Below are 26061 nucleotides of genomic sequence, written 5' to 3' on the forward strand. Positions count from 1 at the left end.
ATTTATCCCTCCCTTTCTTCCATTGCCGCCAATAAGGAACGGCAGCGAATCTTCACGGCACCAAGATTATCAACTTCATCAATCTTGATCTGTGTATATAATTTATTGTGACGACGTAAGATATCTTTTACTTCATCTGCGGTAATCGCATCGATGCCACAGCCAAAACTGACAAGTTGAATGAGTTCCATATCGTTTTGCGTCGTTACAAACTGTGCCGCATTATACATGCGAGCATGGAAGGTCCATTGATTTAAGACATGGATACTTGGGCGTTGCGATTGTTTTGGAATACTGTCTTCGCTAACGACAACAAATCCCAAATTGCTTAATAAACGATGAATGCCATGATTGATCTGCGGATCGACATGATAAGGACGTCCCGCTAATACGATCGTCTTACGATGATGCGTCTGCGCAAAAGCTAAAGCTCTGGCACCTTCCTGTTGGATCTTTTGTTTAAATTCTTCATAGGCAACATACGCATGAGAAGCAGCTGCCGTAATTTCTTTATAAGTGATATCCATATCCTGTGAGCGGAAGTATTCAAAGATTTTTGTTTCAAAAGTATGACGATCTTCCAAGTAAACATAAGGATAAAGGAAGGTGATGCCTTCTAAATCCATATTGCCTTCAATGACTTCAGGGTAATAGGCAACTACTGGACAGTTGAAATGGTTATCGCTCATCTGCTCATCTACATTGTAACTCATGCAGGGATAGAAAATCGTATCAATACCTTTATCAATCAAGGATTGAATGTGTCCATGCACTAGCTTTGCTGGATAGCAGATGGTATCAGAGGATATCGTATGCTGTCCTTTCGCATATAAGGCTTTGCTGGAACGATCACTTAAGACCACCTCAAATCCTAAATTGGTGAAGAAGGAATGCCAGAAGGGAAGGTTGTCATACATGTTTAACACAAGCGGAATCCCGATTTTTCCACGAACACCGCTGATTCCTTTGCATTTCAATAGTTCTTCATATTTGAAATCATAGAGATTAGGAAGTTTTTCTTTATTGGCACGACCAATGATCGGACGTTCACACTTATTACCGGCAATATGACGAGTGCCATTCGCAAATGTATTTATGGTCAGATTACAGTGGTTGGTACATAAACCGCAGTTGCTGGCTTGTGAGGTATGTGTAAAGTTTTCTAGTGCGGTTTTATCGAGTATGGAAGAGGTATTAGCATGTTTTTGTTTCGCGAGTAAGGCAGCTCCATAAGCCCCCATCAGATGGGCAATGCCTGGACGAATGACATGACGGCCTAGTTCTAATTCAAAGCTGCGCAATACGGTATCGTTTAAGAAGGTGCCACCTTGTACAACGATTTCTTTTCCGATTTCTTCGGCACTTTTTGCACGAATAACTTTATACAATGCATTTTTTACGACGCTGATACATAAGCCGGCGGAAATGTCTTCCATGCTGGCACCATTTTTCTGTGCTTGTTTCACACTGGAATTCATGAAAACGGTGCAGCGTGTACCTAAGTCAACCGGATGCTTTCCATGCAATCCCATCCGAGCAAATTCTTTGATTTCATACCCCATACTCTTCGCAAAGGTTTCAATGAAACTGCCGCAGCCACTGCTGCAAGCTTCGTTTAATAAGATATCGTCAATGGAATTGTCTTTAATACGGAAACATTTCATATCCTGACCACCGATGTCGATGATAAAATCGACGTTGGGATTGAAATGCTTCGCTGCCTGATAATGGGCCATGGTTTCCACAACACCGATATCCAAATGGAAGGCATGTTTCATCAATTCTTCACCATAGCCGGTAACGGCAGCATGACTTATGGTAATGCGATCTTCCATCAAGTCATAAATCTGCAATAATTCTTTTTGAATAACATCGACCGGGTTGCCTTGGTTATTGGCATAGCTTTCGTACAGAATGTTATCTTCTTCATCAATGAGGACAAGTTTGGTTGTCGTACTTCCAGAATCGATCCCCAACCATGCCTTTCCTTGATACTTATGAATATCTTTTCGATCTACATGGGCATTGGCATGACGTTGGACAAATTCTTGATAGTCTTGTTCACTGGCAAATAAAGGAGGCAGACCGTCATTTTTGACTTTTTGTTGTGCCATCGTTTTCATTTTATGCAATAGCTCTTCATACGTATAGAGCACTGTCTCATTATCCGCATATACCGCACTTCCTAATGCCACAAAATAAGGTGCTAAAGCGGGGAAGTTTGCCTCATCTTCATTAAGGTGCAAGGTTTCTTTAAAACGCTTTTGTAATCCTTTTAGAAAATGCAGAGGCCCTCCCAGAAATAAAACATTGCCTTCAATGTTTCTGCCTTGTGCCAATCCGGCAATACTTTGATCAACGACTGCCTGAAAGATACTGGCAGCTAAATTGCTTTTTTCAACACCTTGATTGATTAAAGGCTGAACATCACTTTTCGCAAAGACACCACAACGTGAGGCAATTGGATATAGGGTCGTATATTGCAACGATAGTTGATCCATCGTTTCCAAATCAACATCTAACAAGGAAGCCATTTGATCAATAAACGCTCCGGTACCACCGGCACATGTCGAGTTCATTCGTTCTTCTAAAGCGCCTTTTAGAAAGATGATCTTGGCATCCTCACCACCTAATTCAACGACTACATCCGTAGTTGGATAATATTTCTTGACCGCCTGTGCTGTCGCAAATACCTCTTGTACAAAGGGAAGCTGAGCTCCACTTGCCACCCCAAGACCGGCGCTTCCGGTAATGGCTATGGCAATTTTATGACCAAGCAACAACGGTTTTAATTCTTCTATCTTCTCAACGCTCATTTCGCGTACCCGCGATTTATGGCGTTCATAGCTTTTATAGATGATTTCATCTTGTTCATTTAATAGAACGGCTTTTAATGTAGTAGATCCTACATCAATTCCTAATTTATATGTCATGGAAATCCTCCTTACAAATACATGCGCTCAATCATTTTCAGCAGTACCGGTTCTACGCTGTCCATCGTATCAGGCTGCTCATAAAAGATGGCGTGAAAACTAATGACGCCAATCATCTCCATCATCAGCATAAAGCGATTCATGGCATCTTTTCGACTCTCTTTTTCCTGATGAAAGCATTGTAAGAAAGCATCCAACTTTTCGATATGGGCTAAGACTTGTTCTCGATGCTTATCACAGTCAAAGATGGAGGTGATGTTTTTTTGGATCATCTTTAAGATCTTTGGATTATGGCGATAAAAGGAAATTAGCTCATTGGCAAATGCATGGCGCCAATCCATCATACCCTGACGGCTTTTCTCATATGATGCATTCATCAAATCATTCAAAGCTTTGCCATGTTTTTCAGTCAGGATCTGGGAGATCAGTTCTTTTTTATCTTTATAATATATGTAAAAGGTGCCTTTTGCGACATTCGCACGCCGCACGATATCATTGACACTGGTTGCCTCTACGCCTTGTTCGCTGAATAAGGCAACTGCAGCATTTTGAATACGGCTGCGTTTGTTTAACTCTTCCATATATTCACTTCCTTTTTTCATACATGTAACTAGTTTACCCCTTTAGTGACCACCGGTCAATAGATTTGATTTAATTTTTACCTGAGAGTGATATCGGTAAGTTTATGAAAACGTTTTCGCATAAATTTTAATAATTTATGTTTTTTTTCTTTACAACGTAACAATGTTTTGTTAATATATAGGTGTAATAAAACAATGTTACACTAACGGCAGAGAGGTGGCTGATATGTATGAAATGCAACAAGCAGATGTATGCCGAAAATCTATCGATCAAAAAGCTGCATTTATTGAACGAGCAATATCATCTGGAGTATTACAAAATGACAATGAGAAGAAGGTGAAACGACTATGGAGATTTCAAAAAAAGATTTATTAAAAGAAACCGGTATTTCTTATGGACAGCTATATCGTTGGAAACGCGAAGGTCTGATACCGGAAAGCTGGTTTGTGAAACGTCCTAGTCCCACAGGACAGGAAACCTATTTCCCGAAAGAACGTATATTAAATCGGATCCGTGCAATTCAACAGATGAAGGATACATATTCTTTAGAAGAATTAGCGAAGATGCTGACTCCTGAGGTTAGTAATCGCATGTTTACAGAAGAAGATCTGGAAGAATTCAGCGAGATTGATATTGAGGTGGCCGCCCTGTTTATGGATGTAATGGAAAAGGATTGCTTTTCCTTCTATGAGATTTTGGTGATGATGGTCATCAGTGAATGGAATCAGGAATATGCATTTTCCCAAAACACGCGGATGGCATTGATTCAATCCAGTGCCCATGCGTTAACGCATATCCACTCACATGAATGGCGAATGTTACTTGTGCAGGTACAAGAAGATCATTACGTGCTCGCTTTACAAGAACCTGCAGCATCCACCAATCAGGATGTCTGGTATTGGCTTGATGAGCGTATGAAAATCTTGCGAAGTGTATCATTACAGGAATTGAGTTCACAAATGAAAGTAAAGTATAAGGAAACGTTTGCGTTTACCTTTGATGAGGAGGTCGTTTCATGAGCAAGCATGCAAAAAATATTATCTGGGGATTGTTGTTAATCGCAGTAGGTGCTGGCTATTTAGGAGAGTTATTTGAACTGTGGAAGTTTACCTTATTTTTCCCCGGCTGGTGGAGTCTGTTTCTGATCTTACCTGCCTGCATCAGTCTGTTAAAATACGGTATTCAATTTATGATGCTGATGGTATTAAGCTTAGGAGTATATTTTCTGGCAGATGCGAATCACTGGATTGATTTTCGTTTAAGCGTGCCCCTAGTGGCAGCAGTTGGCTGTATCTGTGCAGGGTTACATTTATTATTCGCAAGGAGGACAAAATGGTATGAGTATGGATGTAAGGATTGATGGTTTTGGAACAATTACCGAAGGAGAATATGATCGTATCAAAATTGATGGTATGGGAAAGATAAACGGCAATATCAAATGTCATATGATTGATATAGATGGCACTTGCAATGCAGAGGGCAGTATTACGGCGGAGCAAATGGATGTGAATGGAATGCTGAAGGTTGCCAAAGATATCAGAGTGAATAAGTTGGATATCGATGGCATGGTAAAGTCAGAAAATGGTAAAGTTTATGCAGATGATATACGCGTAGATGGCATGTTAAAGAATAACGGAGAAGTGAATGCGGATAAGGTCATTATCAATGGCTGTGCCGTGTTGAATGATTTGTTTGGTGATGAAGTGGTCATTAATTTTGCCAGCGGTATTTTAGGCGTATTTGCCTTTGGCTTTGGCAAGAATTGGGGAAAAACAAATCATGCGAATACAATTGAATGTACAACATTGCGAGCAAGTAATATTCGAGCTAATTCTATTTCCGCAACGGATATTGTTCTACAGGGAGGCTGCGTAGTTGATTATGTGCATTGCAATGGTACATTGCGCTATGATGCAACCTGCCGTATTAAGAAAATCGAAGGCGATTGTATACAAAAACGTATGTAAACACGTTTCATGCAAAGGAATCCCATTGTTTGGTCAAACAAAGGATTCTTTTCTTTTTTATAGGATGTTTGAAAAAGTCTTTAATCGTTATCAAAGATTTTATTTTATCATTAAGCAAGTTGCGGTAAGGATAGAGAAATGAAAGAATAACGCTTTATCGATGCAAATTGCTATAAACTACAGTTGATGTGAAAGGATCATTTGATAAAACAGTTGCGATAAAGAAGACATCTTTGCTACCTAGGATGTATGTCATATCGCAAGCACGCAGGCACGATTTGGAAAATTGCTGCATCGAAGCAGGAAACATTCCCATAAAAACCTCTTCTATGCTATAATGCTGATGATAACGAGTGAGGGTTTTATATATGAAAATAGAAAATGAAACTTATAAAATATTGATGGTCATTGCAGGAGGCTTTATTTTCGCAGCGGGTGTTAACTTATTCATCGTACCTTTAAATTTATATAGTGGCGGAGTGATCGGTATTGCCCAGATCATTCGAACGATTATAATACAATATGCGCATATCTCATTGCCTGCCAACTTTGATGTTGCCGGTATCATCAATTTCTTGATGAATCTGCCATTATTTATTTTGGCATATCGCAGCATTTCTCGAAAGTTCTTTGTGAAGACGCTTTTGTGTGTCATTGCACAAACACTTGCTTTTAGTCTTATCTTTATACCGGAAACACCTATCCTAGACGATGTGCTTGCCAGCTGTTTGATAGGGGGCATCATCTGTGGCTTTGGTATTGGTATTGCATTGCGTAGTGGGGGCAGTGGAGGAGGACTGGATATCTTAGGTGTTTATTTTACGCGAAAATTTGCCAATTTCAGTGTGGGGAAATTATCGATAATAGTCAATGCTTTTGTCTATCTGTTATGTGCTTTCCTTTTTGATGTGCCTACGGCGATCTATTCTATCTTATATATGACCTGTTTTTCTTTAGTATTGGATCGCACACATTATCAAAATATTAATATGACTGCAATGATTTTTACTAAGAATCAGGAAATTCAAGAAGCCATCATGAAAGAAACAGGAAGAGGTGTAACCTATTGGGATGGTGCCGGGGCTTATACGAAAACACAGACACGCATCCTTGTGACAGTGATAAATAAATACGAAGAACATCAGATTCGCCGCATTGTTGCCTCTTTTGATCCAAATGCCTTTGTGATTTTTAATGAGGGTCCTACGGTGAGTGGCAATTTTGAAAAGCGATTATAATCATCTTTTATGAAGGTAAGTAAGTTATGACAAATACAATAGATGATAAACAGTTATCGGCTTTATTGCAAAGCATCAAATTGAAATGATGAGGTTATTTCGTGTATACTTAAAGAGATACACACAAGGGAGTGAGTGATATGAATACAATCGTAGAAGTACGTCATGGAGCAATTTCTTTTAAAGAGACAAAAGCTTTAAAAGATGTCAGTTTCTCAATCAAAGAGGGAGAAATCTTCGGTTTTCTGGGTCCAAGTGGAGCCGGTAAAACAACAACGATCAAGCTGTTAACAAATCAGTTGAAGCCAAATCATGGAACGTTTTTGATCTTAGGGAAACAAGTGGATGAATTGCAGGATGAATTATATCAAAATATCGGTGTCTTATCCGATAATAGTGGTTTATATGAAAAATTAACAGTGTATGAAAATCTAAAGATTTTCGCCGATCTGAAGAAAATTTCAACATCGTATATTGATGAGGTTTTGCAGAAGACAGGATTGTATGAAGCAAAGAAGAAAAAGGTTGAGCATTTGTCAAAAGGGATGAAGCAACGCTTATTATTTTCACGTGCTATTTTGCATAAACCTAAGATCTTATTTTTAGATGAACCTGCCAGTGCTTTAGACCCTGCCAGCAGTGAGGCTGTATATGAGATGATTTTTGAATTAAATCGCCAAGGTACGACGATTTTCTTAACGACCCATAATATGAGTGAAGCCGATTTGTTATGTCATCGTGTGGCTTTTTTAAATGAAGGGGAAATCAAAGAAATGGGAAGTCCAGATGAATTAAAATTAAAATATGCCAAAAATGAAGTTGTCATTTTGGATGATAAAGGCAATAAATACCATACAACAAAAGATACAGCAAGTCTGATGAAAACATTGGCAGCAATACAAGGCAATATTTTGCGTATAAATTCGGTAGAGCCTGATCTGAAAACAATTTTTCTTGATGTGACAGGGAGGGAATTATAATGAAACTGCGAATGCATACATTAGCTGTGCTAATCAAAAAAGACTTTCGTTTAATGTTTACGAATAAGAATATGCTGATCATGATCTTATTACCGATTGGCTTTGCTGTGTTATATCAGACCATATTTGGGGATGTTAAAGAAGCAGGAATGCCGAGTAACTTTGTTTTAACTTTATGCGAATTATTGAATCTTTCCGCTATTCCACTTACCGGCTTGGCAATGATGGTAGCAGAAGAAAAAGAAAAAAATACCTTGCGTGTCTTGATGCTGAGTGATGTGTCAGCGCTTGAATATATTTTTAGCAAGATTATTTCCGTACTTGTCTTAATGGAACTCATCACAATCGTGATCTTCTTTATCACGGCAACGCAGCTTTCTTATTTGCCAATGTTTCTTCTGGTAACGACAGTGACTTCCATTTCCATGCTGTTGTTTGGTTCGGTTGTCGGATTGCTGTCGAAGGATCAGATGTCTACCAGTACCTTATCAACACCATTGATGATTCTGTTTTTGATACCACCGATGTTTCAGAATATGAATGAAGTGATTGATAAGATTGCCAGTATCGTACCGACAACCAGAATGATGGCGATTATTAATGATGCGATGAATGGTATGAGCATCTTAAGTCAAGAACATTTGCTGGATTTTGGAATTATTCTTGCCTGGATTCTCTTAGGTGTTGTGACATTTGCCATGATGTATCGTAAAAAAGGTTTTGATAACTAATGAAAGTGAACTTTTAACAAAATCATAACTTAACCGGGTTGTTTAAGGATGAACACTATGTAGGATGCCTTTGGATCGGTCTAGGCGAAAAAAATCGTAGTGGAAACGAAGAAGCCTTTTACTGTTAAAGCAGAACAGAGCTGCTTTATTCAAAATGAGGATCAGATATTCGTGCATATCAAGTAGTATACAAGCCTTAAAAAATTGCATGTGTATTCGATAACAAAAGAAGATTGCCTACGCTTTTAATTTCACCGAGCAATCTTCCTTTTCTTTTTGTTTATCTTTTACTGCAATATTCATTTTTCATACATACGATACTGATTCTTACCGTTTTCTTTTGCCTCATAGAGTGCTTTATCCGCATTGTGATACAGCGAATCGAAGTTATCCAAATTGTGTATTGTCACAGCTACGCCGATGCTGGCGGATATTGTGTAGTGGCATAATCCTTGGCGTTTTGCGTTATGATAGATGTTCACAAGTGCTTCTGCTTTGGCTTGTGCTTCTTGCTTGGACGCAACTGCTTGTAAAGTGACAAATTCATCACCGCCGATACGACCGATGATTGCATCCTTTGGGAATTGATTTTTTAAGATATTAGCAAAAGTTACGATGACTTCATCTCCAACTGCATGACCATAGGCATCATTGATATCTTTGAAATTATCAATATCTAAGATATAGAAAGCATAATATTGATCAGTGTTTTGCATCAGTTTCTGTTGGATATAAGAACGAGTAGCGGCTTTGTTATAAAGGGAAGTCAGAGAATCACTTTCCATTTTCTTCTTCATGAAGAGTTCTTTGCGTTTTTCTTCATCAATATTTTGGCGATAAACAAACATACGAATGGACTGGTCATCATCCCAATAAAAGATCTTAACGGTAATACGCATCCAATAGTAATTGTTGTCATTCCCATTATTGATCATAAAATCATATTGCGTAGACGTAATGCCTTCCTCATATAGCTGTAAGATATGCGCAGGATCAAAGACTGTCAAATAACCAGCTCTAAATTCCGGTTTGATTTGTTTTTCAGCAATGATCTTTAAAGATTCATCATAAGGAGTCTTTCGAGGAATGCCCTGGCTATAGAAATAGTCTTCGGTAGCTTCACTGGCAGCACAGTTATGGGTCACATCAATTTCATAAATAGTATCATAAATCTGTTCGGTTTGCTGTTGGAAGATGGATTGATGTTTCATTTCTGTTTCCAGAGTTAAATGAATCAACTTCTTGTTATACTTGCGTACGATATACGTAATAACTCCTAAGACAAGAATAATAACCATCAAAATGATAGTAAAACCAATGCCTAACTGCTGATGCATGGAATGCTCTAATTGTGCTGTATCGCGATCAATCAGCAATTGCCATTGTATAGTATTCAAAGGTTGCCGGATAAGATAACCGCTGTAAGGTTTTTCGCTGTACCAGAAAGAAACACTCTCTTCCTTTTCCTTCATTAATTTTGGTAAGAGGGTTTCATAACGTTTGTTTTGTGCTAACTTTTGTTTTTGATAACCGGAAATATTCGTAGAGAGTTGAATGGTGCCGTTTGCATCAATCAAAAAAGCTTTCACATTAAATTTTTTCTCATATTGCTTCAACAGCTCTTGCAGATGTTCAATGCGAAAACCAACACCTATAACGCCAATTATATGCTTATTAACATCTTTTAGCTTACAATTGATAAACACGGTAATCTCATTTTTCTTCGCTTCATCATTATCAATATTAATGCTGTAATCATCTTTGCTGTTAAGGAATTCATAATACCAGGTGTTTTCCGGATTATCTTTTGTAAGGATTCGATCAATGCCATCAAAATGATAATAGCGTTTTGTTTTGGTAGATACTAAAAAGACGGAATCAAAATTGTATTTCACTTTATAGGCATGCAAATAATCTGTGATTGTTTTTACAAAGTTAGCATCATCTGTAAGCGCATTTTCATTTTTCATATGCTGCATTAAAAAGGTATCATTGGCCATGGTTAAGGAGATGTTGATAGGTTTTGTAAATAGTGAATCTATTTTATGATAGATGCTTTCACTACTCAGATCCGAAATATGTTCGATATCTTTTTTTAGCATGGTATGATTACTGTTATAGCTGACAAAGGAAGTAATCAAGTAACCGATTATAATGATAATACAGATAAATATATTTGTTTTTGCAAGTATATGTTTTTTCATAAGAACCCTCTTAACTCTTTTTCATTATTATACGCTCATTTTCTTTACATTTTAAAAAATATCGAAATCTTTTTGAATTTATTTTTCACGATTATCTTATGGTGAAAAACATTATCCTTTCTTTCAATGCGCACTTATATTATAATAAAGCTTGGTTAGAGAGGATGGATTCTATGCCTGATTTTATTGTAACACCTTTTGCATTCGAGGATTTGGCAAAAGTTAAAGCGCATGGCGCAGATAGTGTTTTGATTGGTACACCATTTTTTTCTGTTCGCTGCGTATATGCTTTTGCAGTGGAGGAATTACAAGCAATAAAGAAAGAATGTGAACGGCTTTCCTTACGCATGTATGTGGCCGTAAATCGCTTTTTTGTGGAAGAAGAATTACCGGCGTTACGTCAGCATTTACATTTATTGAAAGAATTAGATGTGGATGGTATTTATTATGGCGATGAGTGTGTATTGTTAGAGGCAGAACATTTTGACTTAAAGAAAAAGCTTATTTACAATCCGGATACGTTAATTACAAATCACAGTGATGTGCAATATTATTTAGATGAAGGTATTCAGATGGTTACTATTTCTAAGGAAATTACCTTGCAGGAAATGTGTGAAATTGGTCGGCTTACTGATGGTGAATGTGAGGTTATTCTCCATGGTCGTTTGAATATGATGCATAGCAAACGTAATTTATTAAGCAGTTATATGTCTTTTATAGGAAAAAATGAGCAAGTACGCAATAACTATGACTTATATTTGATGGAAGAAAATCGTGAGGAACATATGCCCATTGTGGAAGATGAAACGGGTACGCATGTATTCACCGGTTTTACGCTTGCGAGCTTTGAAGAAATTCAGGAGCTGTTAAATAGTGGAATTCGTCATTTTCGCATTGACGGCATGTTTCATGATATCGCTTATGTGTTAGAAGCATTGGATCTTTATCATGCCATTCTGAATAAGGAAAAAGACGCAACAGCGGTTTTTGCTGCTTATGCAAAGAAGTATGAGAAGGACCATGTGACACACGGTTTTTATTATACCAAGACGAGCAAGGTCAAAGAGGGCTAAAAACGTCATAAGAATAAGATATAGGGCATCTCAATTCATTGGTTTATTGAGATGCTTTTTTTGTGTATTTTGACATAAAAACGGTCATTTTTTACATTCAGTTTTGTGTTTGTTGTTATTCATTTGTTATTTTTATATAATTCTCATGATAAAGAAAGGTGAGAATGTTTATGAAATTACAAATGAAGAAAGTAGTTGCCGGGCTTTTGTGTTGTACATGTTCCATTACAACGGTGTTAAGCGATTTTACGATTGCAAATGCAATGCAAAAGGCTACCGGATTATCATCTGATCATCAATTGGCAATGAAACAGATGAGCAAGAAAGTTGTTTCTGCCATGGAAGTTGTATCAGATTATGTTGAAAAAGAAAGCTTGGATGAGCAAGTCATCCTGTCAACCAAACCTTTACAGTCGGTCAAGACAGCAGGTGACTTTATCATGTCTGGAAGTACGTTAGTGAAATATCAGGGAAATGCTGCTGCGGTGGTCATACCGGAAAACGTTACAGAGATAGGATATGAAGCTTTTAAAGATTGTATAACCTTACAAGAAATCAGTTTCCCATCAAGATTACGAAGTATTGATTATGGGGCGTTTATGGGGTGTGTAAACTTAAAGAAAGTTGATTTGCCTGATTGTCTTCGATACTTAGGTTCAAATGCGGATTCAGGTGTATTTGAAGGTTGTACATCATTACATGAAGTACATCTTCCAATAGAACTAAACACTTTAGGTGCAAATACTTTTAAAGGATGTACCTCTTTAACAACAATTCAAGTACCGAAAGATATAGAAACGGTTGGTGTTAGTAATTTTGAAGGTTCGGGATTAAGAAACGTGATTTTTGCTGATAATATTAAAAAAATTCCCGCTTGGTTATTTAATGATTGTAATACATTAACAAGTATTGAAATTCCTGAAACAGTAATTGAAATCGGTTATGAAACATTCCGAGATTGTAAAAATTTAACAGATATTACGTTTTCAAATAAGTTAAGAACAATTGAAGCAGGTGCTTTTCGAGGCTGTAGCAATTTGAAAAAAATAACATTGCCAAATTCGTTAGTGGAATTAGGTTCAAATGCGGATTCAGGTGTATTTGAAGATTGCATATCGTTAGAAGATATTACATTATCTGATAATTTAAAGGTTTTAGGTGCTAAAACATTTTATGGTTGTACGGCACTTACAGATATTGTAATTCCTAAGACTTTAGAAGAAGCTCATCCTTATATATTCACAAATTCCGATGTGCAAACCGTGACATTGGAAGAAGGTATGCCGAAAGTCCCGGGTTTCTTATTCTGTGGTTTTGCCACATTAGAAAGTATCGTATTGCCGGAATCAATTACGGAAATAGAACTTTCCGCTTTTGAAGGCTGTGAAATGCTGTCAGATATATCGTTATCATCAAACTTAACGACGATTCATCAGGGAGCTTTTAAAGATTGTGTCAGCCTTATCCATATTGCACTTCCCGAATCATTAACCGTTTTGGGAGATTCATCAGGTGGCGGCGTATTCGAAGGCTGTTATGCATTGGAGGAATTGAGATTACCGAAAGGTTTAAAGGAACTTGGTAATCATACATTTACCGGTTGTGAAGCATTAAAGGATATCACGATTCCTAAAACACTGGTTTCTTCAGGTGTGTATGCTTTTCAAGATTCAGGAATTAAAACCGTGACATTAGAAGAAGGTATGCCGAAAGTTCCCGGTTTCTTATTTTCCGGTTTTGCTACATTAGAAAGTATCGTATTGCCGGAATCAATTACGGAAATAGAACTTTCCGCTTTTGAAGGCTGTGAAATGCTGTCAGATATATCGTTATCATCAAACTTAACGACGATTCATCAGGGAGCTTTTAAAGATTGTGTCAGCCTTATCCATATTGCACTTCCCGAATCATTAACCGTGTTGGGAGATTCATCAGGTGACGGCGTATTCGAAGGCTGTTATGCATTGGAGGAATTGAGATTACCGAAAGGTTTAAAGGAACTTGGTAATCATACATTTACCGGTTGTGAAGCATTAAAGGATATCACGATTCCTAAAACACTGGTTTCTTCAGGTGTGTATGCTTTTCAAGATTCAGGAATTAAAACCGTGACATTAGAAGAAGGTATGCCGAAAGTTCCCGGTTTCTTATTTTCCGGTTTTGCTACATTAGAAAGTATCGTATTGCCGGAATCAATCACGGAAATAGAACTTTCCGCTTTTACGGACTGCATCAATTTACAAACAATCACATTACCAAAGAATCTAAATGCAATTGGAGAAAATGCATTTCACAATTGTAATAGTCTTGAAAAAGTAGTTTTACCTGACAATATCAATGAAATAAGTTATTTTTCATTTGATGATGTGGAACTATGGGCAATGCCAAATACGATCACAGAAGCTTCCTTGCTTCGTGAAGGAATTCCCCATCATGTGTATGATGTGCCGATTCCTGTAGACAGCATTCAGCTAAATACAACGGACAAGACGATGATTTCGGGAACAACGTATGATCTTTTTGCGACCATTGCGCCTTCTAATGCTACCAATAAGGAGCTAATATGGACTTCCAGTAATACTGCAGTGGTCACTGTATCGGCAAGTGGAAGAGTAACGGCAAGAGGAAATGGCACAGCAATCATTACCGCAACCGCCAAAGATGGTTCCAAGAAAGCAGCACGATGTACGATTACCGTAAAAACACCGGTAAGTGCTGTAAAATTAAATGTGACAAGTAAGGCAATGAAACCTAAAGATGTATATTATTTATCTGCAACAGTGTCACCATCAACGGCAAGTAATACTGATTTGTTATGGATATCCAATAATACGAAAGTAGCTACGGTGTCGGCAAGTGGAAGAGTAACGGCAAGAGGAAATGGCACGGCAATCATTACTGCAACCGCCAAAGATGGCTCCAAGAAAGCAGCCAAATGTACGATTACCGTAAAAACGCCGGTAAGTGCTGTAAAATTAAATGTGACAAGTAAGGCAATGAAACCTAAAGATGTATATTATTTATCTGCAACAGTGTCACCATCAACGGCAAGTAATACTGATTTGTTATGGATATCCAATAATACGAAAGTAGCTACGGTGTCGGCGAGTGGAAGAGTAACGGCAAGAGGAAATGGCACGGCAATCATTACCGCAACCGCCAAAGATGGTTCCAAGAAAGCAGCAAAATGTACGATTACCGTAAAAACGCCGGTATCTTCACTGAAACTAAATGTTCGTAGTAAAACCCTTAACCGTGGAAATACGTATACCTTAAAAGCTTCCATCTATCCATCAACCGCCAGCAATAAAAGCATAACGTGGAGTTCTAGTAATACGAAAGTTGCGAAAGTGGATAGCAAAGGGAAAGTCACAGCAGTAAATGGTGGAAGTGCCATCATAACGGCCAAAGCAAGCAATGGCATGGTGTATAAATGTAACGTATATGTTCGATATAAGATTACGTATTATCTCAATGGTGGGAAAAATGATAGTAAAAATCCAAGTGTTTATTATAATCAGAACATAACGCTGAAAAATCCGACAAGAAAAGGTTATAGCTTTGTGGGCTGGTATAGTGATTCGGCTTGTCGTAAGAAATATCCGAAAGTCACTACAAAATCGAAAGGCGATATTAAACGTTATGCGAAATGGGCGAAAATAAGCGTTGGGAAAGCAAGCACACCAAGTTTAACCAATCTAAAAGGGAAAAAGATGCAGGTCAAACTGCGGAAAGTAGCTCAGGCAAGTGGCTATCAAATTACGTATACAACTGATAAACGCTTTAAATCCAATGTAAAAAGTACGTATACGAGTGCTTTAACGAAAACGCTGACAGCTTTAAAAACGAAAAAGACCTATTATGTAAAGGTCAGAGCTTATAAATATGATTCTACGAAAGCTAAAGTGTATGGCAGCTATAGCAGTGTTAAAGCAATCCGTATAAAAAAGTAAGGGCTATCGGCATAAGAAAACAGAATGGAAAGTGATGCATGTGGATTCATCACTTTCTTTTTTTTATGATGGTTATTATTAAACCGTAGAAAAAATGGGGAATCTACTTTCATGTACGTCATCTTTATATTATAATGGTAGAGCTTAAACGTAGTATGTAAGGAGGAATCCCTATGAAGAAAATAGAACTGCTCGCACCAGCTGGTGATTTAGAGCGTTTAAAAATAGCAGTCTTATATGGCGCAGATGCCGTTTACTTAGGTGGGAAGCAGTTTTCTTTGCGTTCGCGTGCCAGCAATTTTGACCTTGCGGATATTGCAGAGGGTGTAAAATTTGCCCAGGCTCATGGTGCCCATGTACATGTGACGGTGAATATGCTGCCCCATGAAGAGGATATGGAAGGTTTAAAGGAATACCTCATGGAATTAGAACGTATTGGTGTCACTGCGATCATCGCCGCATCACCTACCATCATGATGTGTGCCAAGCAATATGCACCAAAACTGGAAGTACATGTATCGACACAACATTCCTCCACCAATGCCAGTGCAGCCAATTACTGGAAACGTAAAGGTATGGATCGTGTGGTATTAGCACGTGAATTGACGTTAAAGGAAATTCAAGAAACAGCTAAACATGCACAAGTGCCATTAGAAGTGTTCATACATGGCGGTATGTGTATTTCTTACTCCGGTCGATGTGTGTTAAGCAACAATATGACAGGCAGGGATGCCAATCGCGGTGGCTGTGCCCAAAGCTGTCGCTGGAAATATCGCTTATATGAAAAAGAGCGCCCACTGCATGATGAACAGGATTTGTTTTCGATGTCCAGCAAGGATTTGATGGCAGCTCGTTTTATTCCGGATCTCATACAGGCAGGAATTGCTAGCTTGAAAATAGAAGGACGTATGAAGAGTGCCTATTATATTGCGACGTTGATTAAAACCTATCGTTTATTAATCGATGAAGTATATGAAAAGGGAAACTTAAGCGAAGAACGTCTGTTGTGGTATTATCAAGAATTAGCAAAAGCAGAAAACCGCCCAACTGCGATAGGGTTTTATGAAGGACAACCTTTACCGCAAGCACAACTCTATGGGGTCAATGGAGCCGGTGTCACACAGGAATTCATTGCGTATGTCTTGGCTTATGATGCCGATACACAAATTGCGACCCTGGAAGTAAGAAATAATTTTAAGCCTTTTATTGAAGCCGAAGTATTCGGTCCCCACATTACCACCACTCGCTTTACATTTGCAGAGCTGTATGATAAAGATGGAAAGGCAATGGAAGTGGCAAAAACACCCATGCAAATTATTACTGCAAAGGTGCCTTGCGTAATGGAAAAAGATGCGATGATACGAAAAGTGATGAAAAAGGATCGCAGTGCCATATATTAAGCAATTTAGATCAGTTTCTTACCTAAAGAAGCTGATTTTTTTAGTTATTTGATAGCTGAATAAAATAAACGCCTATTCCTAACATAAGAGTGGTATAATAAAAGTACTATGGAATCCATACGAGGAGATATGAGCATGAGAAAGGCGAAGCAAGTAGAGCAACCATTAACAGGCGGTGTCATTGACTGTTGCAGTGATGAATATTTTACGATACTTCATGCAGATGATGCCTGGTATCATTTTATTGGCTATACCAAGGAAGAATTTGCGGATAAATTTCATAATCGCTTATTCTCCATTCTACTTGCAGAAGATAAACAGCTCCATCGTGAAATACGCAAGCAACTGTCTTATGGTGATGTCTTTATGTGCGAAAGTCAGTTGACATGCAAAGATAAAACGATAAAATGGGTGAGTATAAGTGCACAACTTACACATTCCAATGATCATACGACATCCTTTCATTGTATCTTTCATGATATCAGTCGTGAGAAGAAAAATGAGCAAGCTTTACAGCTGAGTGATAAACGTTTAGCTTTTTTGTTATCTTTGACACAGGATATCGTATTTGAATACGATGTAACGGCAAAAGAAATTTATTATTCTGAAAACTTTGAACGCAAGTTTGGTTATCAGATACCGGTAACAGGGTTTCCGAATTCTTTATTTGAAGCCAAGATTATTTATCAAGAAGATGTTTCCACTATACGAGATGCTTTCCAATCTATGTTTCATGGTAAAGATGCCATGCGCTGCGAATATCGCCTGAAATATCAAGATAAAGGTTATCGTTGGGTAGTTGCGCAGGCCAGAGCATTGCGTGATCAAAGTGGTAAGGTAATGAAAATCTTAGGGGTGATCAAGGATATCCATGAACAAAAGAATGAAATTTTGAAATCACGCAAAGAGGCGGCTTTAGATCCTTTAACCGGTTTATATAATCGCCGAGAATGTGTACGAAGAATTGAAGAATATATAAGCAAGCATGAACAATTGATGGCCTTTATATTGATTGATGTGGACGATTTTAAACTTGTGAATGACAGGTATGGACATACGATTGGCGATGAAACCTTATTCTTTTTAGGAGAAGCTTTACAAAAGCTGATTCGTAAAAAAGATACGGCAGCTCGCATCGGCGGAGATGAATTCGTTGTATGTCTCAATGCTATTCCTCATGAAGATGTGGTAATTACGAAAATCAAAGCTATCCAGCAGATGTTTAGCCATCATATGATGCAAAAATTGCACCATGAGGTCAATTGCAGCATTGGTGTAAGCTATTATCCAAAACATGGGAAAAGCTTTCATCAGCTGTTAGAGGCAGCGGATAGGGCAATGTATCAAGCGAAAAAAGAGGGAAAGAATCGTTATAGTGTGTATCAGTCCAAAAAAGAGCAGCATTCTTATGCCATCTTAAACCAACCATCTATTACAAAAACGTTTTTAGATGATGCCATGGTGCAGTTTATGGCAGATTTTGTTTTGGACGGTATGATTGGATGGTATGTAAAAGAAGGGTTCCCTTTTTACTATATTAATGACAACATGCTGAAACTTTTGGGTTATGAGGATGAAAAAACATATCGTGAGGCAGTTAATGGCCATTTTTTAGAAACGATTTTCGCCAAAGATCGATTTAAAACTGAACAAAGCATTCGTGAACAGCTGCAGACAAAGCAGGAGTTTTTGGTATCTTTTCGTATTTGCGATCGCTTCAATCAGGTTATTTGGATCAGTGGTAAGGGCAAACGAATCCATCACAGTGAAGAACAAGATGCGGTTTTTATGCTTTGTGTGAACATACAGAAACAAAAAGCATGTGAGAATCAGCTGAACCTATATCAGAGTTTTCGAGGCAGTGCTGTTTTTATTATCACTTTGGATGCAGCCTTCACATTGTGTTATGCCAATGCATCATTTTATGAGTTGTTAGAAATAACGCCTCAGCAAATGCAGGACACGTATCATATGCAATGGATTCGCATATTGCAGCAAGATGATAGGAAGCGGATAAAAAAGTTGTTACAAACAGCAAAAAAACAGGAAGAATCAACTATAAAATGTGAGTTTTCGGTTACGACTGGAAAAGGCAATCAAAAATGGCTGTTTTTAAGTGGTGCTTTGGAACAAGATGAACATCAGCAATGGCAGATGAAGGGCGTCATGTTGGATCATACAAGAGAGCATACGCTAATGGAGGCGTTGACACACAAGGAACTGGTTTATCGTACGGCTTTAGAGGAAGCGCAAATCTGTGTATGGGAATATGATATTGATAAGAAAATTATGTATATGAGCGAGAATGGTAAGGATCGTCATGCAATGCAGCCGATCACATGCAATATGCCGGAAGAATTGCGAAAGCAAAACCTAATTCATCCGGAAAGCTGGCCGACGCTTAAAGATATGTATGTACAGCTTGAAAATGGGGTTCCTTATATCCAAAGAGATATCCTTACCGCTAATAAAAACCATGATGGCTGGTGGTGGGAAAGGGTGACTTACACAACCATTTACGATCAGCATAAAAAAGCACGATATGCGGTAGCCGTTGGCGAAGATGTAACGAAACAAAAAACGGCGCAGGCATATTATCAGCATCAAATGCAGCGCCATATCGTTATTTCCGATGCCATGCTGTTACGTTTTCGTATGAATCTGACACAAGAGTGCATGATGGAAATAGAAGGCAAAATGGTAGACTCCTATGATACAGTAGAAAGTTTTGAAGATTTATTACAGCTGCACACACAGCATGTGGCTTTTGAGGAAGACCGTCTACGCTTTTTACATTTACTGAATATGGAAGCATTACAAAATGCATATGCCCAAGGGAAATCACTTATCAATTGTGAATACCGCTGCAAAGATGAAGATGGTCATTTGTTCTGGGTCAACAGTGTAGGTCGATTATTCATGGATGCCAAAAGTGGTGATTTATATTTACATGGTATTCTTGTGAACATTGATGATCGCAAAAAAATTGAATTGGCATTGAAGAAGAAACCGGAAATGGATGTATTTCCCAATGTATATAAAGAAAACACCTTCAAAGAAGTGTTAAAGGAAGCCTTAAAACTACCAAATCAAGCTCATGAAAAAGAAGCTTTCTTACTATTTGAAATCGATCATGAATCAGAATTTTCACGTATCGATATGGCCGGAGTTGAGCGTATTCAGGAAGAATTGGCAGCCTTGTTACTAACTGGTTTCGCATGCCGAAAAATCGTAGGACGCATGGAAGATGGAACATTTGCGTTATGGTTATGCAGTGAGGCTACCAAACAGGATATCTGTGCTATCGTTGAATATATTCGTAAGACGATTGGCATTCCTTATATGTTTTCTGATATGAACTTTAAGGTTACCTTATCTTGTGGCATTATCCTGCTGCATCAGCCAAAAACAAGTGATGAACTCTTTCATATTGCTTTTGATACCATTCATCAAGCCAAAGAAAAAGGTGGAAATTGTTATGTGCTAAAAGAAGTCGAACAACCTTTACCACAGCCTTTGACTATGCAGGAGCTATTCACAGGAGATAAGGCAAGTGAGGATATGCTCTTAAAAACACTGTATTCAATGAATCTGGAAAAGTCTTTTACTAGAGCGTTGTATCGTGCCGTTGAGCAACTCATGCGTTATTATGGCGGAGATCGCGCATATTTGATTGATTATAGCGATACTATGCAATTATATGAAGTACGCAAAGATGGTATGGATTCTATCAAAGAATTGAATGAATATATGCTACAGCCGAATTCTATTAATAATGCGAATTTAAAAGAATTGCTGTTTGGTGTACAGGTATTAGAGGATGTAGAAAGCTTAAAAGACCAAGATCCTAAGATATATGCATATTTAAAAGAATTACGCATTCATAGCAGCATGTTGGCATGTATGCAGGATAATGGAGTGATTATTGGTTATCTTGGCATCGACAATTATACGTGCCATAAGGAACATCCCGGTTTCTTACGGATGTTAAGTTATTATTTAAGCAATGAATTGGCGAAGATGAAACTGCAAAAGAAACAATTGTATATGCATTATCATGATTATCTAAGTGGTGCTTTAAATCGCGCAAGCTATCAGCAATACCGTCAGGAACTCATGGAAGAACGATTAATTTCATTGGGTGTAGTTTCATTGGATATCAATGGATTGCGGGATATTAATCATCTATACGGAAACGCTTATGGTGATGATATCATCCGTCGCATTGCACATGTAATGGAAAAGATATTTGTGAATGGCAATGTCTATCGTTTTACCGGGGATGAGTTTTTGGTGATCGTAGAAGATATGAGCAATGAGATGTTTACCAATCATGTTGTGAAATTGCAAAAACGTATGCAAAAGATTTGTGATGTATCCATCGGCTTTGTATGGAGTGATACGAATAAGCAGTTGGATGAGCTGATTGCCCATGCGGATGAGCAAAGACTGATCAATAAGCAATTTAATTACAGTTGTTTGCAAGGCGAACACACCAAACATAATACACATGTCTTAAAAGGCATTTTAAAAGAAATTAAGGAAGGCCGTTTCCAGGTGTATTTGCAGAAGAAAGTAAATTCACAAACCAATGCCATCATTGGTGGCGAGGCTTTGATTCGCTATCAGGATGCGGATGGAACGATCGTAGCGCCAAATCGCTTTATTCCGATGCTGGAAAAGTTAGGCATCATTCATTATATTGACTTCTTTGTGTTCCGGCAGGTTCATGAAATCTTATGTAAATGGGAAAAGGAAGGCAAAGCATGTGTGCCGATTTCTTTGAATTTTTCACGTGTGACATTATTGGAAGACAATTTGGCACAGCGGATGAGCAACATCAGTAAAAGCTATGCCTGCAAACGTGCATGGATCGAAATTGAAATTACAGAGAGCGTCGGTGATATTGAAAGAACGACCATGGAGAAGAAATGTAAAGAAATAAAAGAAGCAGGCTATCGTCTGTCTTTAGATGATTTTGGATCTAAATATAGTAATATTGCTTTTTTATCCAGTGTTAAGTTTAATGTATTGAAACTGGATAAGGGTTTAATGGATGATATCATCAGTAACCATAAAGCCAGAGCCATCATTTCCAGTATGGTGGAACTGTGTGCGGCTTTACAGATTGAGGTTGTGGCTGAAGGAGTTGAATATGCAGAACAGGTGGAAATATTAAAAACATTGGGTTGCTATCTGATTCAGGGATATTATTATGGTAAGCCGATACCTTCACAGGAATGGTAAGTCACATGCGGCATTGTTTCAAAGCTGTTCTGATTGAAATAATGCCTTTTCTAGCCGATTTTAAAAATATCAACAAGAAAAAAAGCAGAAATTTACATTTATTCTAAAACATGCTAAAATACAGAAGATTATTGATGAATCATAAAGTTAGATGAGGAGAGTACAGTATGAAATTGAGTAACAGTTTCTTTTATACCATCCGTGAAAATGCGAAGGATGAAGACAGTGTCAGTGGAAACTTACTGGTAAGAGCAGGAATGATCAAGAAAAGCTCTTCCGGTATTTATATGATCATGCCTATGGGAAAGCGCGTATTACAGAAGATTGAAACGATTGTACGTGAGGAAATGGACGCAACCGGTGCACAGGAGTTGTTGATGCCAGTACTGATTCCTGAAGAAGTATACGAAAAAAGCGGACGTAGAGAAGCCTTTGGGGCAAATATGTTTGCTTTGAAAGACCGTTACCAGAAACGTTATGTCATGGGGCCAACGCATGAAGAACTTTTCACCATAGCGGCAACCATGAAAGGAAGCTCTTATAAGGATTTCCCTTATAATCTATATCAGATTCAGACCAAATTTCGTGATGAAACAAGACCTCGTTATGGCTTAATTCGAGTGCGTGAATTTATCATGAAGGATGCATATTCCTTTGATGTGGATGAGGAAAGTATGCATATATCCTATATGAAGATGTTTCATGCGTATAAAAAGATCATGGAGCGTTTAGGCTTAACATATAAGATCGTTAAGGCAGATACCGGGGCAATGGGGGGAAGTTTGTCGGAGGAATTCCAGGCCATTACTCCAATCGGAGAAGATGTGGTTGTTGGCTGTGAGCATTGCGATTTCTCCAGTAATTTGGAAATTACGGAAGTTGTGGATCAAGCATCGGATGACACGGCAGAACTTCGTCAAATGGAAGTTGTCAAAACACCGGATGCCAAGACGATCGAAGAGGTAGCAGCCTTCTTTCAGAAAGCAGCTGATGACTTTGTAAAGACATTGATTTATAAGGTTGATGGTAAGACCTATGCCTTTTTGTTAAAGGGCACAAGAGAATTAAATGAAACCAAAGTCTTGAAGTTGTTACAGGCAAATGAAATGGAATTGGCCGATTTTGATGAAGTAGAACGTGTTACACATGCGAAGGTTGGTTTTGCCGGTCCGATTGGAATTGCATGTCCGATCATCATGGATCGTGAAGTTACGCATATGAAAAATTTTATTGTCGGCGCAAATCAGACAGACCACCATATCGTAAATGTGAACGTTCAAGATTTTGAAGTCTCTATGATTGCGGATATTGCACAGGTAAAAGAAGGTGACATCTGTCCGGTATGTGGACATCGTTTAACCTTTGCGAAAGGAATTGAGGTAGGAAATACCTTTAAACTCGGTACGAAATATGCGGAAAGTCTTGGCTTAGAATATCAGGATGAAACAAATAAGCTGCATCCGGTACAGATGGGCTGCTATGGCTTTGGCTTAGGAAGAGCAATGGCGGCAATTGTAGAACAGCACAATGACGCATCCGGTATCATCTGGCCTGCCAGTGTAGCGCCTTATCAAGTGGCGATCGTCGTTGTAGCCATCAAGGATGAAGAACAGATGCGTGTAGCAACCGCCTTGTATGAAGAGCTAAGTGCTGCTGGTATTGATGTCGTATTGGATGATCGAAAAGAGCGTCCAGGCGTAAAATTTAAGGACATGGAGCTGATCGGCATCCCTTATCGGATAACGGTAGGAAGAGGAGCTGTGGATGGCAAGGTGGAATTCCGCGCGCGTACAGCATCAGAAAACGAAGAATGGCTGATCAGTGAAACGAAAGCAAAGCTGATGGAAATAGTAAAGTAAGAAGAAGGTAAGAAAGTGGTATTGTTATTTTCATGAAAGAATTTACATTTTATGAAAATATTACAAAAAAACACTTTCTTATTTTTTCGCTTTATTGTATAATAGAGAACGATAGGGTTGATAAAACTTTATTTTCACAAAAGATAAAAGGTTGAAAGGAGCAGATTATGAAAGAAACATTATATTTAAATAACGATTTGGCGATTGTCAATTTCAGCGCCGGATATGCTACCACTGGAGATCAGCTTTTAAATTCCAGTACCTTCAGTAACTATGTACACAATTTTATTGATTATCTGAAAGAGAACAATGAAGACTTATATTATTATGCCGTAGGCGGAAAGACAGCACGCGAGGCAACCGTTGATCTTTTGCGTCTGTTCCGTATGATGCGTATCTTTAAAATTGATGAAATTGAATCTTCCTATCTGAATGATAAAGGACGATTATTAGAATTTTTAGAAGAAATGTATAATTTCTGGAAGAAGCATCAGCGTTTTTCCGTTGTTACGGCGGGAACAGCAAGTGCTTTGCAGGATATCAGCTTTGTGACGGCGGACTCAAATTTCAATAATATGGTATTGACATTATATCGTAATTTAGAAGAATCTTTAATGGGGAGAAAAAACCGCGTATATCGGCAAATGCAGGCCGGAACCAATGCAGCGATTGCGGTAAGTGTAAAACAGCCGAAGTTATCAAATACGTATGATGCCTTAAAAGATATTCCATTCATTACTTCCATCATGCTGCGCACACCGATGATCTTACATCCAAAATCAAACAAGCGTACCGGTATGTTTACGGAAACAGACGTAAATCCAATTACGTATTTTACTGGCAGTGATGAAGAATGGTTCTGCTTCCCATGCAAGATCGGAACTTTATTAGCCTTTGTATACTTTCATCGTGATTTTATCTCCAGTGCTGTTTCATTAGGAAATTTATTTGAGTTGGCTACGGAAGATGAATGCCGTAAAAAACCAGATCTGATCTGTCTGTTTGGTAATCAAGATGATAAAAATGAAACAGTCTTCCATTATGATGCAACTGATGATATCTGGGTCGGAAGCTTAACTTATGATGAAAAGATTGAATATTTCGGCTATATGAAAAAAATGTGTCTGACGCTGCACAATTTAAGAAAGATGCAGCATGGCTGGCTGCCAATCCATGGTGCCTTCGTTAATATTACCTTACACAATGGCAAACGCAAGGGAATTATGCTGATGGGGGATTCTGGCGCAGGTAAGTCAGAATCAATTGAAGCCTTAAAGATTGCAGGTAAAGATGTTATCAAAGATATTGAAGTTGTCTTTGATGATATGGGAACCATTCATATCGAGGATGGCGTTCCATATGGACAAGGTACGGAAATCGGTGCCTTCATTCGCTTGGATGATCTAGATCCGGGTACACCATATCGTGATATGGATCGCTCAATCTTTATGAATCCGGAGTCTAGCAATAATGCGCGTGTCATTACACCGGCAGCACCATATGAAGTTGTCGCAATGAATCATAAGATTGATTTATTCGCCTATGCCAATAATTATGATAATGAATCCGGATTGCATCGCTTTGAGAATCTGGAAGATGCCAAAGCAACCTGTAAGGAAGGAAAGCGTATGGCGAAGGGAACGACACAGGAAGTCGGTATTTCTACCACATACTTTGCAAATCCATTTGGACCAATGCAACAACAGGATGTTTGTGATCCATTGATTGATGAGGTTTTTACGGCACTGCGTGATAATGGGGTGTTTGTTGGTGAAATTTATACTCATTTAGGTCTTGATAAAGAAAACCGTGATGGTATTAATTTGGCTGCAAAAGAGTTGTTAGATTTTATTGAAAAGGACTAATGCATAAAACAGGAAGAGGACATGATCTG

At 38.3% G+C, this 26061-nt stretch carries 16 protein-coding genes; 13 read left to right on the forward strand and 3 right to left on the reverse strand.

The genetic code is table 11. From position 1 onward, the window contains the following. Positions 1-2 precede the first annotated feature (2 nt). Entirely contained in the window at positions 3-2933 is a 2931-nt protein-coding gene (locus KJS44_RS04475; RefSeq protein ID WP_008689321.1) for an acyl-CoA dehydratase activase-related protein, read from the reverse strand. A gap of 11 nt (positions 2934-2944) precedes the next feature. Next, entirely contained in the window at positions 2945-3514 is a 570-nt protein-coding gene (locus KJS44_RS04480) for a TetR/AcrR family transcriptional regulator (RefSeq protein WP_008689320.1), read from the reverse strand. Between the two features lie 226 nt (positions 3515-3740). Here KJS44_RS04480 and KJS44_RS04485 point away from each other — a divergent pair, with 226 nt between their 5' ends. The 7 genes from KJS44_RS04485 to KJS44_RS04515 all read left to right on the forward strand — a co-directional run bounded on the left by KJS44_RS04485 (position 3741) and on the right by KJS44_RS04515 (position 8431). Continuing rightward, positions 3741-3890, forward strand: coding sequence for a hypothetical protein (locus KJS44_RS04485; protein WP_008689319.1), 150 nt, complete (start codon positions 3741-3743; stop codon positions 3888-3890). Then, on the forward strand, positions 3863-4534 hold the full coding sequence (locus KJS44_RS04490; RefSeq protein WP_008689317.1) for a DUF4004 family protein: 672 nt from the start codon (positions 3863-3865) through the stop codon (positions 4532-4534). The genes KJS44_RS04485 and KJS44_RS04490 overlap by 28 nt, the downstream gene beginning before the upstream one ends. Further along, positions 4531-4875 (forward strand): LiaF transmembrane domain-containing protein, encoded by a 345-nt coding sequence (locus KJS44_RS04495; protein ID WP_008689315.1) that lies wholly within the window; start codon positions 4531-4533, stop codon positions 4873-4875. Before KJS44_RS04490 ends, KJS44_RS04495 begins: the two co-directional genes overlap by 4 nt. Next, positions 4853-5482: a polymer-forming cytoskeletal protein gene (locus tag KJS44_RS04500; RefSeq protein ID WP_008689314.1), complete on the forward strand. Its 630-nt coding sequence runs from the start codon at positions 4853-4855 to the stop codon at positions 5480-5482. Before KJS44_RS04495 ends, KJS44_RS04500 begins: the two co-directional genes overlap by 23 nt. Positions 5483-5850: 368 nt before the next feature. Then, entirely contained in the window at positions 5851-6720 is an 870-nt protein-coding gene (locus tag KJS44_RS04505; protein WP_008689312.1) for a YitT family protein, read from the forward strand. A gap of 140 nt (positions 6721-6860) precedes the next feature. After that, a complete protein-coding gene (locus KJS44_RS04510; RefSeq protein WP_008689309.1) occupies positions 6861-7700 on the forward strand; it encodes an ABC transporter ATP-binding protein in 840 nt (279 codons plus the stop codon). Continuing rightward, positions 7700-8431, forward strand: coding sequence for an ABC transporter permease (locus KJS44_RS04515; protein WP_008689307.1), 732 nt, complete (start codon positions 7700-7702; stop codon positions 8429-8431). The genes KJS44_RS04510 and KJS44_RS04515 overlap by 1 nt, the downstream gene beginning before the upstream one ends. Positions 8432-8730: 299 nt before the next feature. On the opposite strand, the gene KJS44_RS04520 is transcribed toward KJS44_RS04515, so the two are convergent. Beyond that, entirely contained in the window at positions 8731-10635 is a 1905-nt protein-coding gene (locus KJS44_RS04520) for a sensor domain-containing diguanylate cyclase (protein WP_008689305.1), read from the reverse strand. Between the two features lie 173 nt (positions 10636-10808). Here KJS44_RS04520 and KJS44_RS04525 point away from each other — a divergent pair, with 173 nt between their 5' ends. The 6 genes from KJS44_RS04525 (at position 10809) to KJS44_RS04550 (ending at position 26032) form a co-directional block, all read left to right on the forward strand. Then, the gene (locus tag KJS44_RS04525; RefSeq protein WP_008689302.1) at positions 10809-11708 is read left to right on the forward strand and encodes a peptidase U32 family protein; all 900 of its coding nucleotides are present in this window, start codon (positions 10809-10811) and stop codon (positions 11706-11708) included. Positions 11709-11878: 170 nt separating this feature from the next. After that, entirely contained in the window at positions 11879-15661 is a 3783-nt protein-coding gene (locus KJS44_RS04530) for a leucine-rich repeat protein (RefSeq protein WP_017144605.1), read from the forward strand. 173 nt (positions 15662-15834) lie between these two features. Further along, on the forward strand, positions 15835-17061 hold the full coding sequence (locus KJS44_RS04535) for a peptidase U32 family protein (RefSeq protein ID WP_008689294.1): 1227 nt from the start codon (positions 15835-15837) through the stop codon (positions 17059-17061). A gap of 135 nt (positions 17062-17196) precedes the next feature. Continuing rightward, positions 17197-22308 carry a diguanylate cyclase domain-containing protein gene (locus KJS44_RS04540; protein ID WP_008689292.1) on the forward strand — a complete coding sequence of 1704 codons (5112 nt, stop codon included), beginning with the start codon at positions 17197-17199 and terminating at the stop codon, positions 22306-22308. Between the two features lie 167 nt (positions 22309-22475). Beyond that, positions 22476-24167: a proline--tRNA ligase gene (locus KJS44_RS04545; protein ID WP_008689291.1), complete on the forward strand. Its 1692-nt coding sequence runs from the start codon at positions 22476-22478 to the stop codon at positions 24165-24167. A 167-nt stretch (positions 24168-24334) separates the two neighbouring features. Further along, positions 24335-26032 (forward strand): hypothetical protein, encoded by a 1698-nt coding sequence (locus KJS44_RS04550; RefSeq protein ID WP_008689288.1) that lies wholly within the window; start codon positions 24335-24337, stop codon positions 26030-26032. The last annotated feature ends 29 nt before the right edge of the window (positions 26033-26061 follow it).

Origin of the sequence: Longicatena caecimuris, assembly GCF_018406465.1 — a bacterium.
GTDB lineage: Bacteria > Bacillota_I > Bacilli_A > Erysipelotrichales > Erysipelotrichaceae > Longicatena > Longicatena caecimuris.

What these genes read in the sequence shown, in the direction of transcription:
- KJS44_RS04490 (WP_008689317.1), top strand. Translation starts at nt 3,863, where the DNA reads ATGGAGATTTCAAAAAAAGATTTATTAAAAGAAACCGGTATTTCTTAT.
- KJS44_RS04525 (WP_008689302.1), top strand. Translation starts at nt 10,809, where the DNA reads ATGCCTGATTTTATTGTAACACCTTTTGCATTCGAGGATTTGGCAAAA.
- KJS44_RS04485 (WP_008689319.1), top strand. Translation starts at nt 3,741, where the DNA reads ATGTATGAAATGCAACAAGCAGATGTATGCCGAAAATCTATCGATCAA.
- KJS44_RS04550 (WP_008689288.1), top strand. Translation starts at nt 24,335, where the DNA reads ATGAAAGAAACATTATATTTAAATAACGATTTGGCGATTGTCAATTTC.
- KJS44_RS04495 (WP_008689315.1), top strand. Translation starts at nt 4,531, where the DNA reads ATGAGCAAGCATGCAAAAAATATTATCTGGGGATTGTTGTTAATCGCA.
- KJS44_RS04515 (WP_008689307.1), top strand. Translation starts at nt 7,700, where the DNA reads ATGAAACTGCGAATGCATACATTAGCTGTGCTAATCAAAAAAGACTTT.
- KJS44_RS04545 (WP_008689291.1), top strand. Translation starts at nt 22,476, where the DNA reads ATGAAATTGAGTAACAGTTTCTTTTATACCATCCGTGAAAATGCGAAG.
- KJS44_RS04475 (WP_008689321.1), bottom strand. Translation starts at nt 2,933, where the DNA reads ATGACATATAAATTAGGAATTGATGTAGGATCTACTACATTAAAAGCC.
- KJS44_RS04535 (WP_008689294.1), top strand. Translation starts at nt 15,835, where the DNA reads ATGAAGAAAATAGAACTGCTCGCACCAGCTGGTGATTTAGAGCGTTTA.
- KJS44_RS04500 (WP_008689314.1), top strand. Translation starts at nt 4,853, where the DNA reads ATGAGTATGGATGTAAGGATTGATGGTTTTGGAACAATTACCGAAGGA.
- KJS44_RS04520 (WP_008689305.1), bottom strand. Translation starts at nt 10,635, where the DNA reads ATGAAAAAACATATACTTGCAAAAACAAATATATTTATCTGTATTATC.
- KJS44_RS04510 (WP_008689309.1), top strand. Translation starts at nt 6,861, where the DNA reads ATGAATACAATCGTAGAAGTACGTCATGGAGCAATTTCTTTTAAAGAG.
- KJS44_RS04530 (WP_017144605.1), top strand. Translation starts at nt 11,879, where the DNA reads ATGAAATTACAAATGAAGAAAGTAGTTGCCGGGCTTTTGTGTTGTACA.
- KJS44_RS04505 (WP_008689312.1), top strand. Translation starts at nt 5,851, where the DNA reads ATGAAAATAGAAAATGAAACTTATAAAATATTGATGGTCATTGCAGGA.
- KJS44_RS04540 (WP_008689292.1), top strand. Translation starts at nt 17,197, where the DNA reads ATGAGAAAGGCGAAGCAAGTAGAGCAACCATTAACAGGCGGTGTCATT.
- KJS44_RS04480 (WP_008689320.1), bottom strand. Translation starts at nt 3,514, where the DNA reads ATGGAAGAGTTAAACAAACGCAGCCGTATTCAAAATGCTGCAGTTGCC.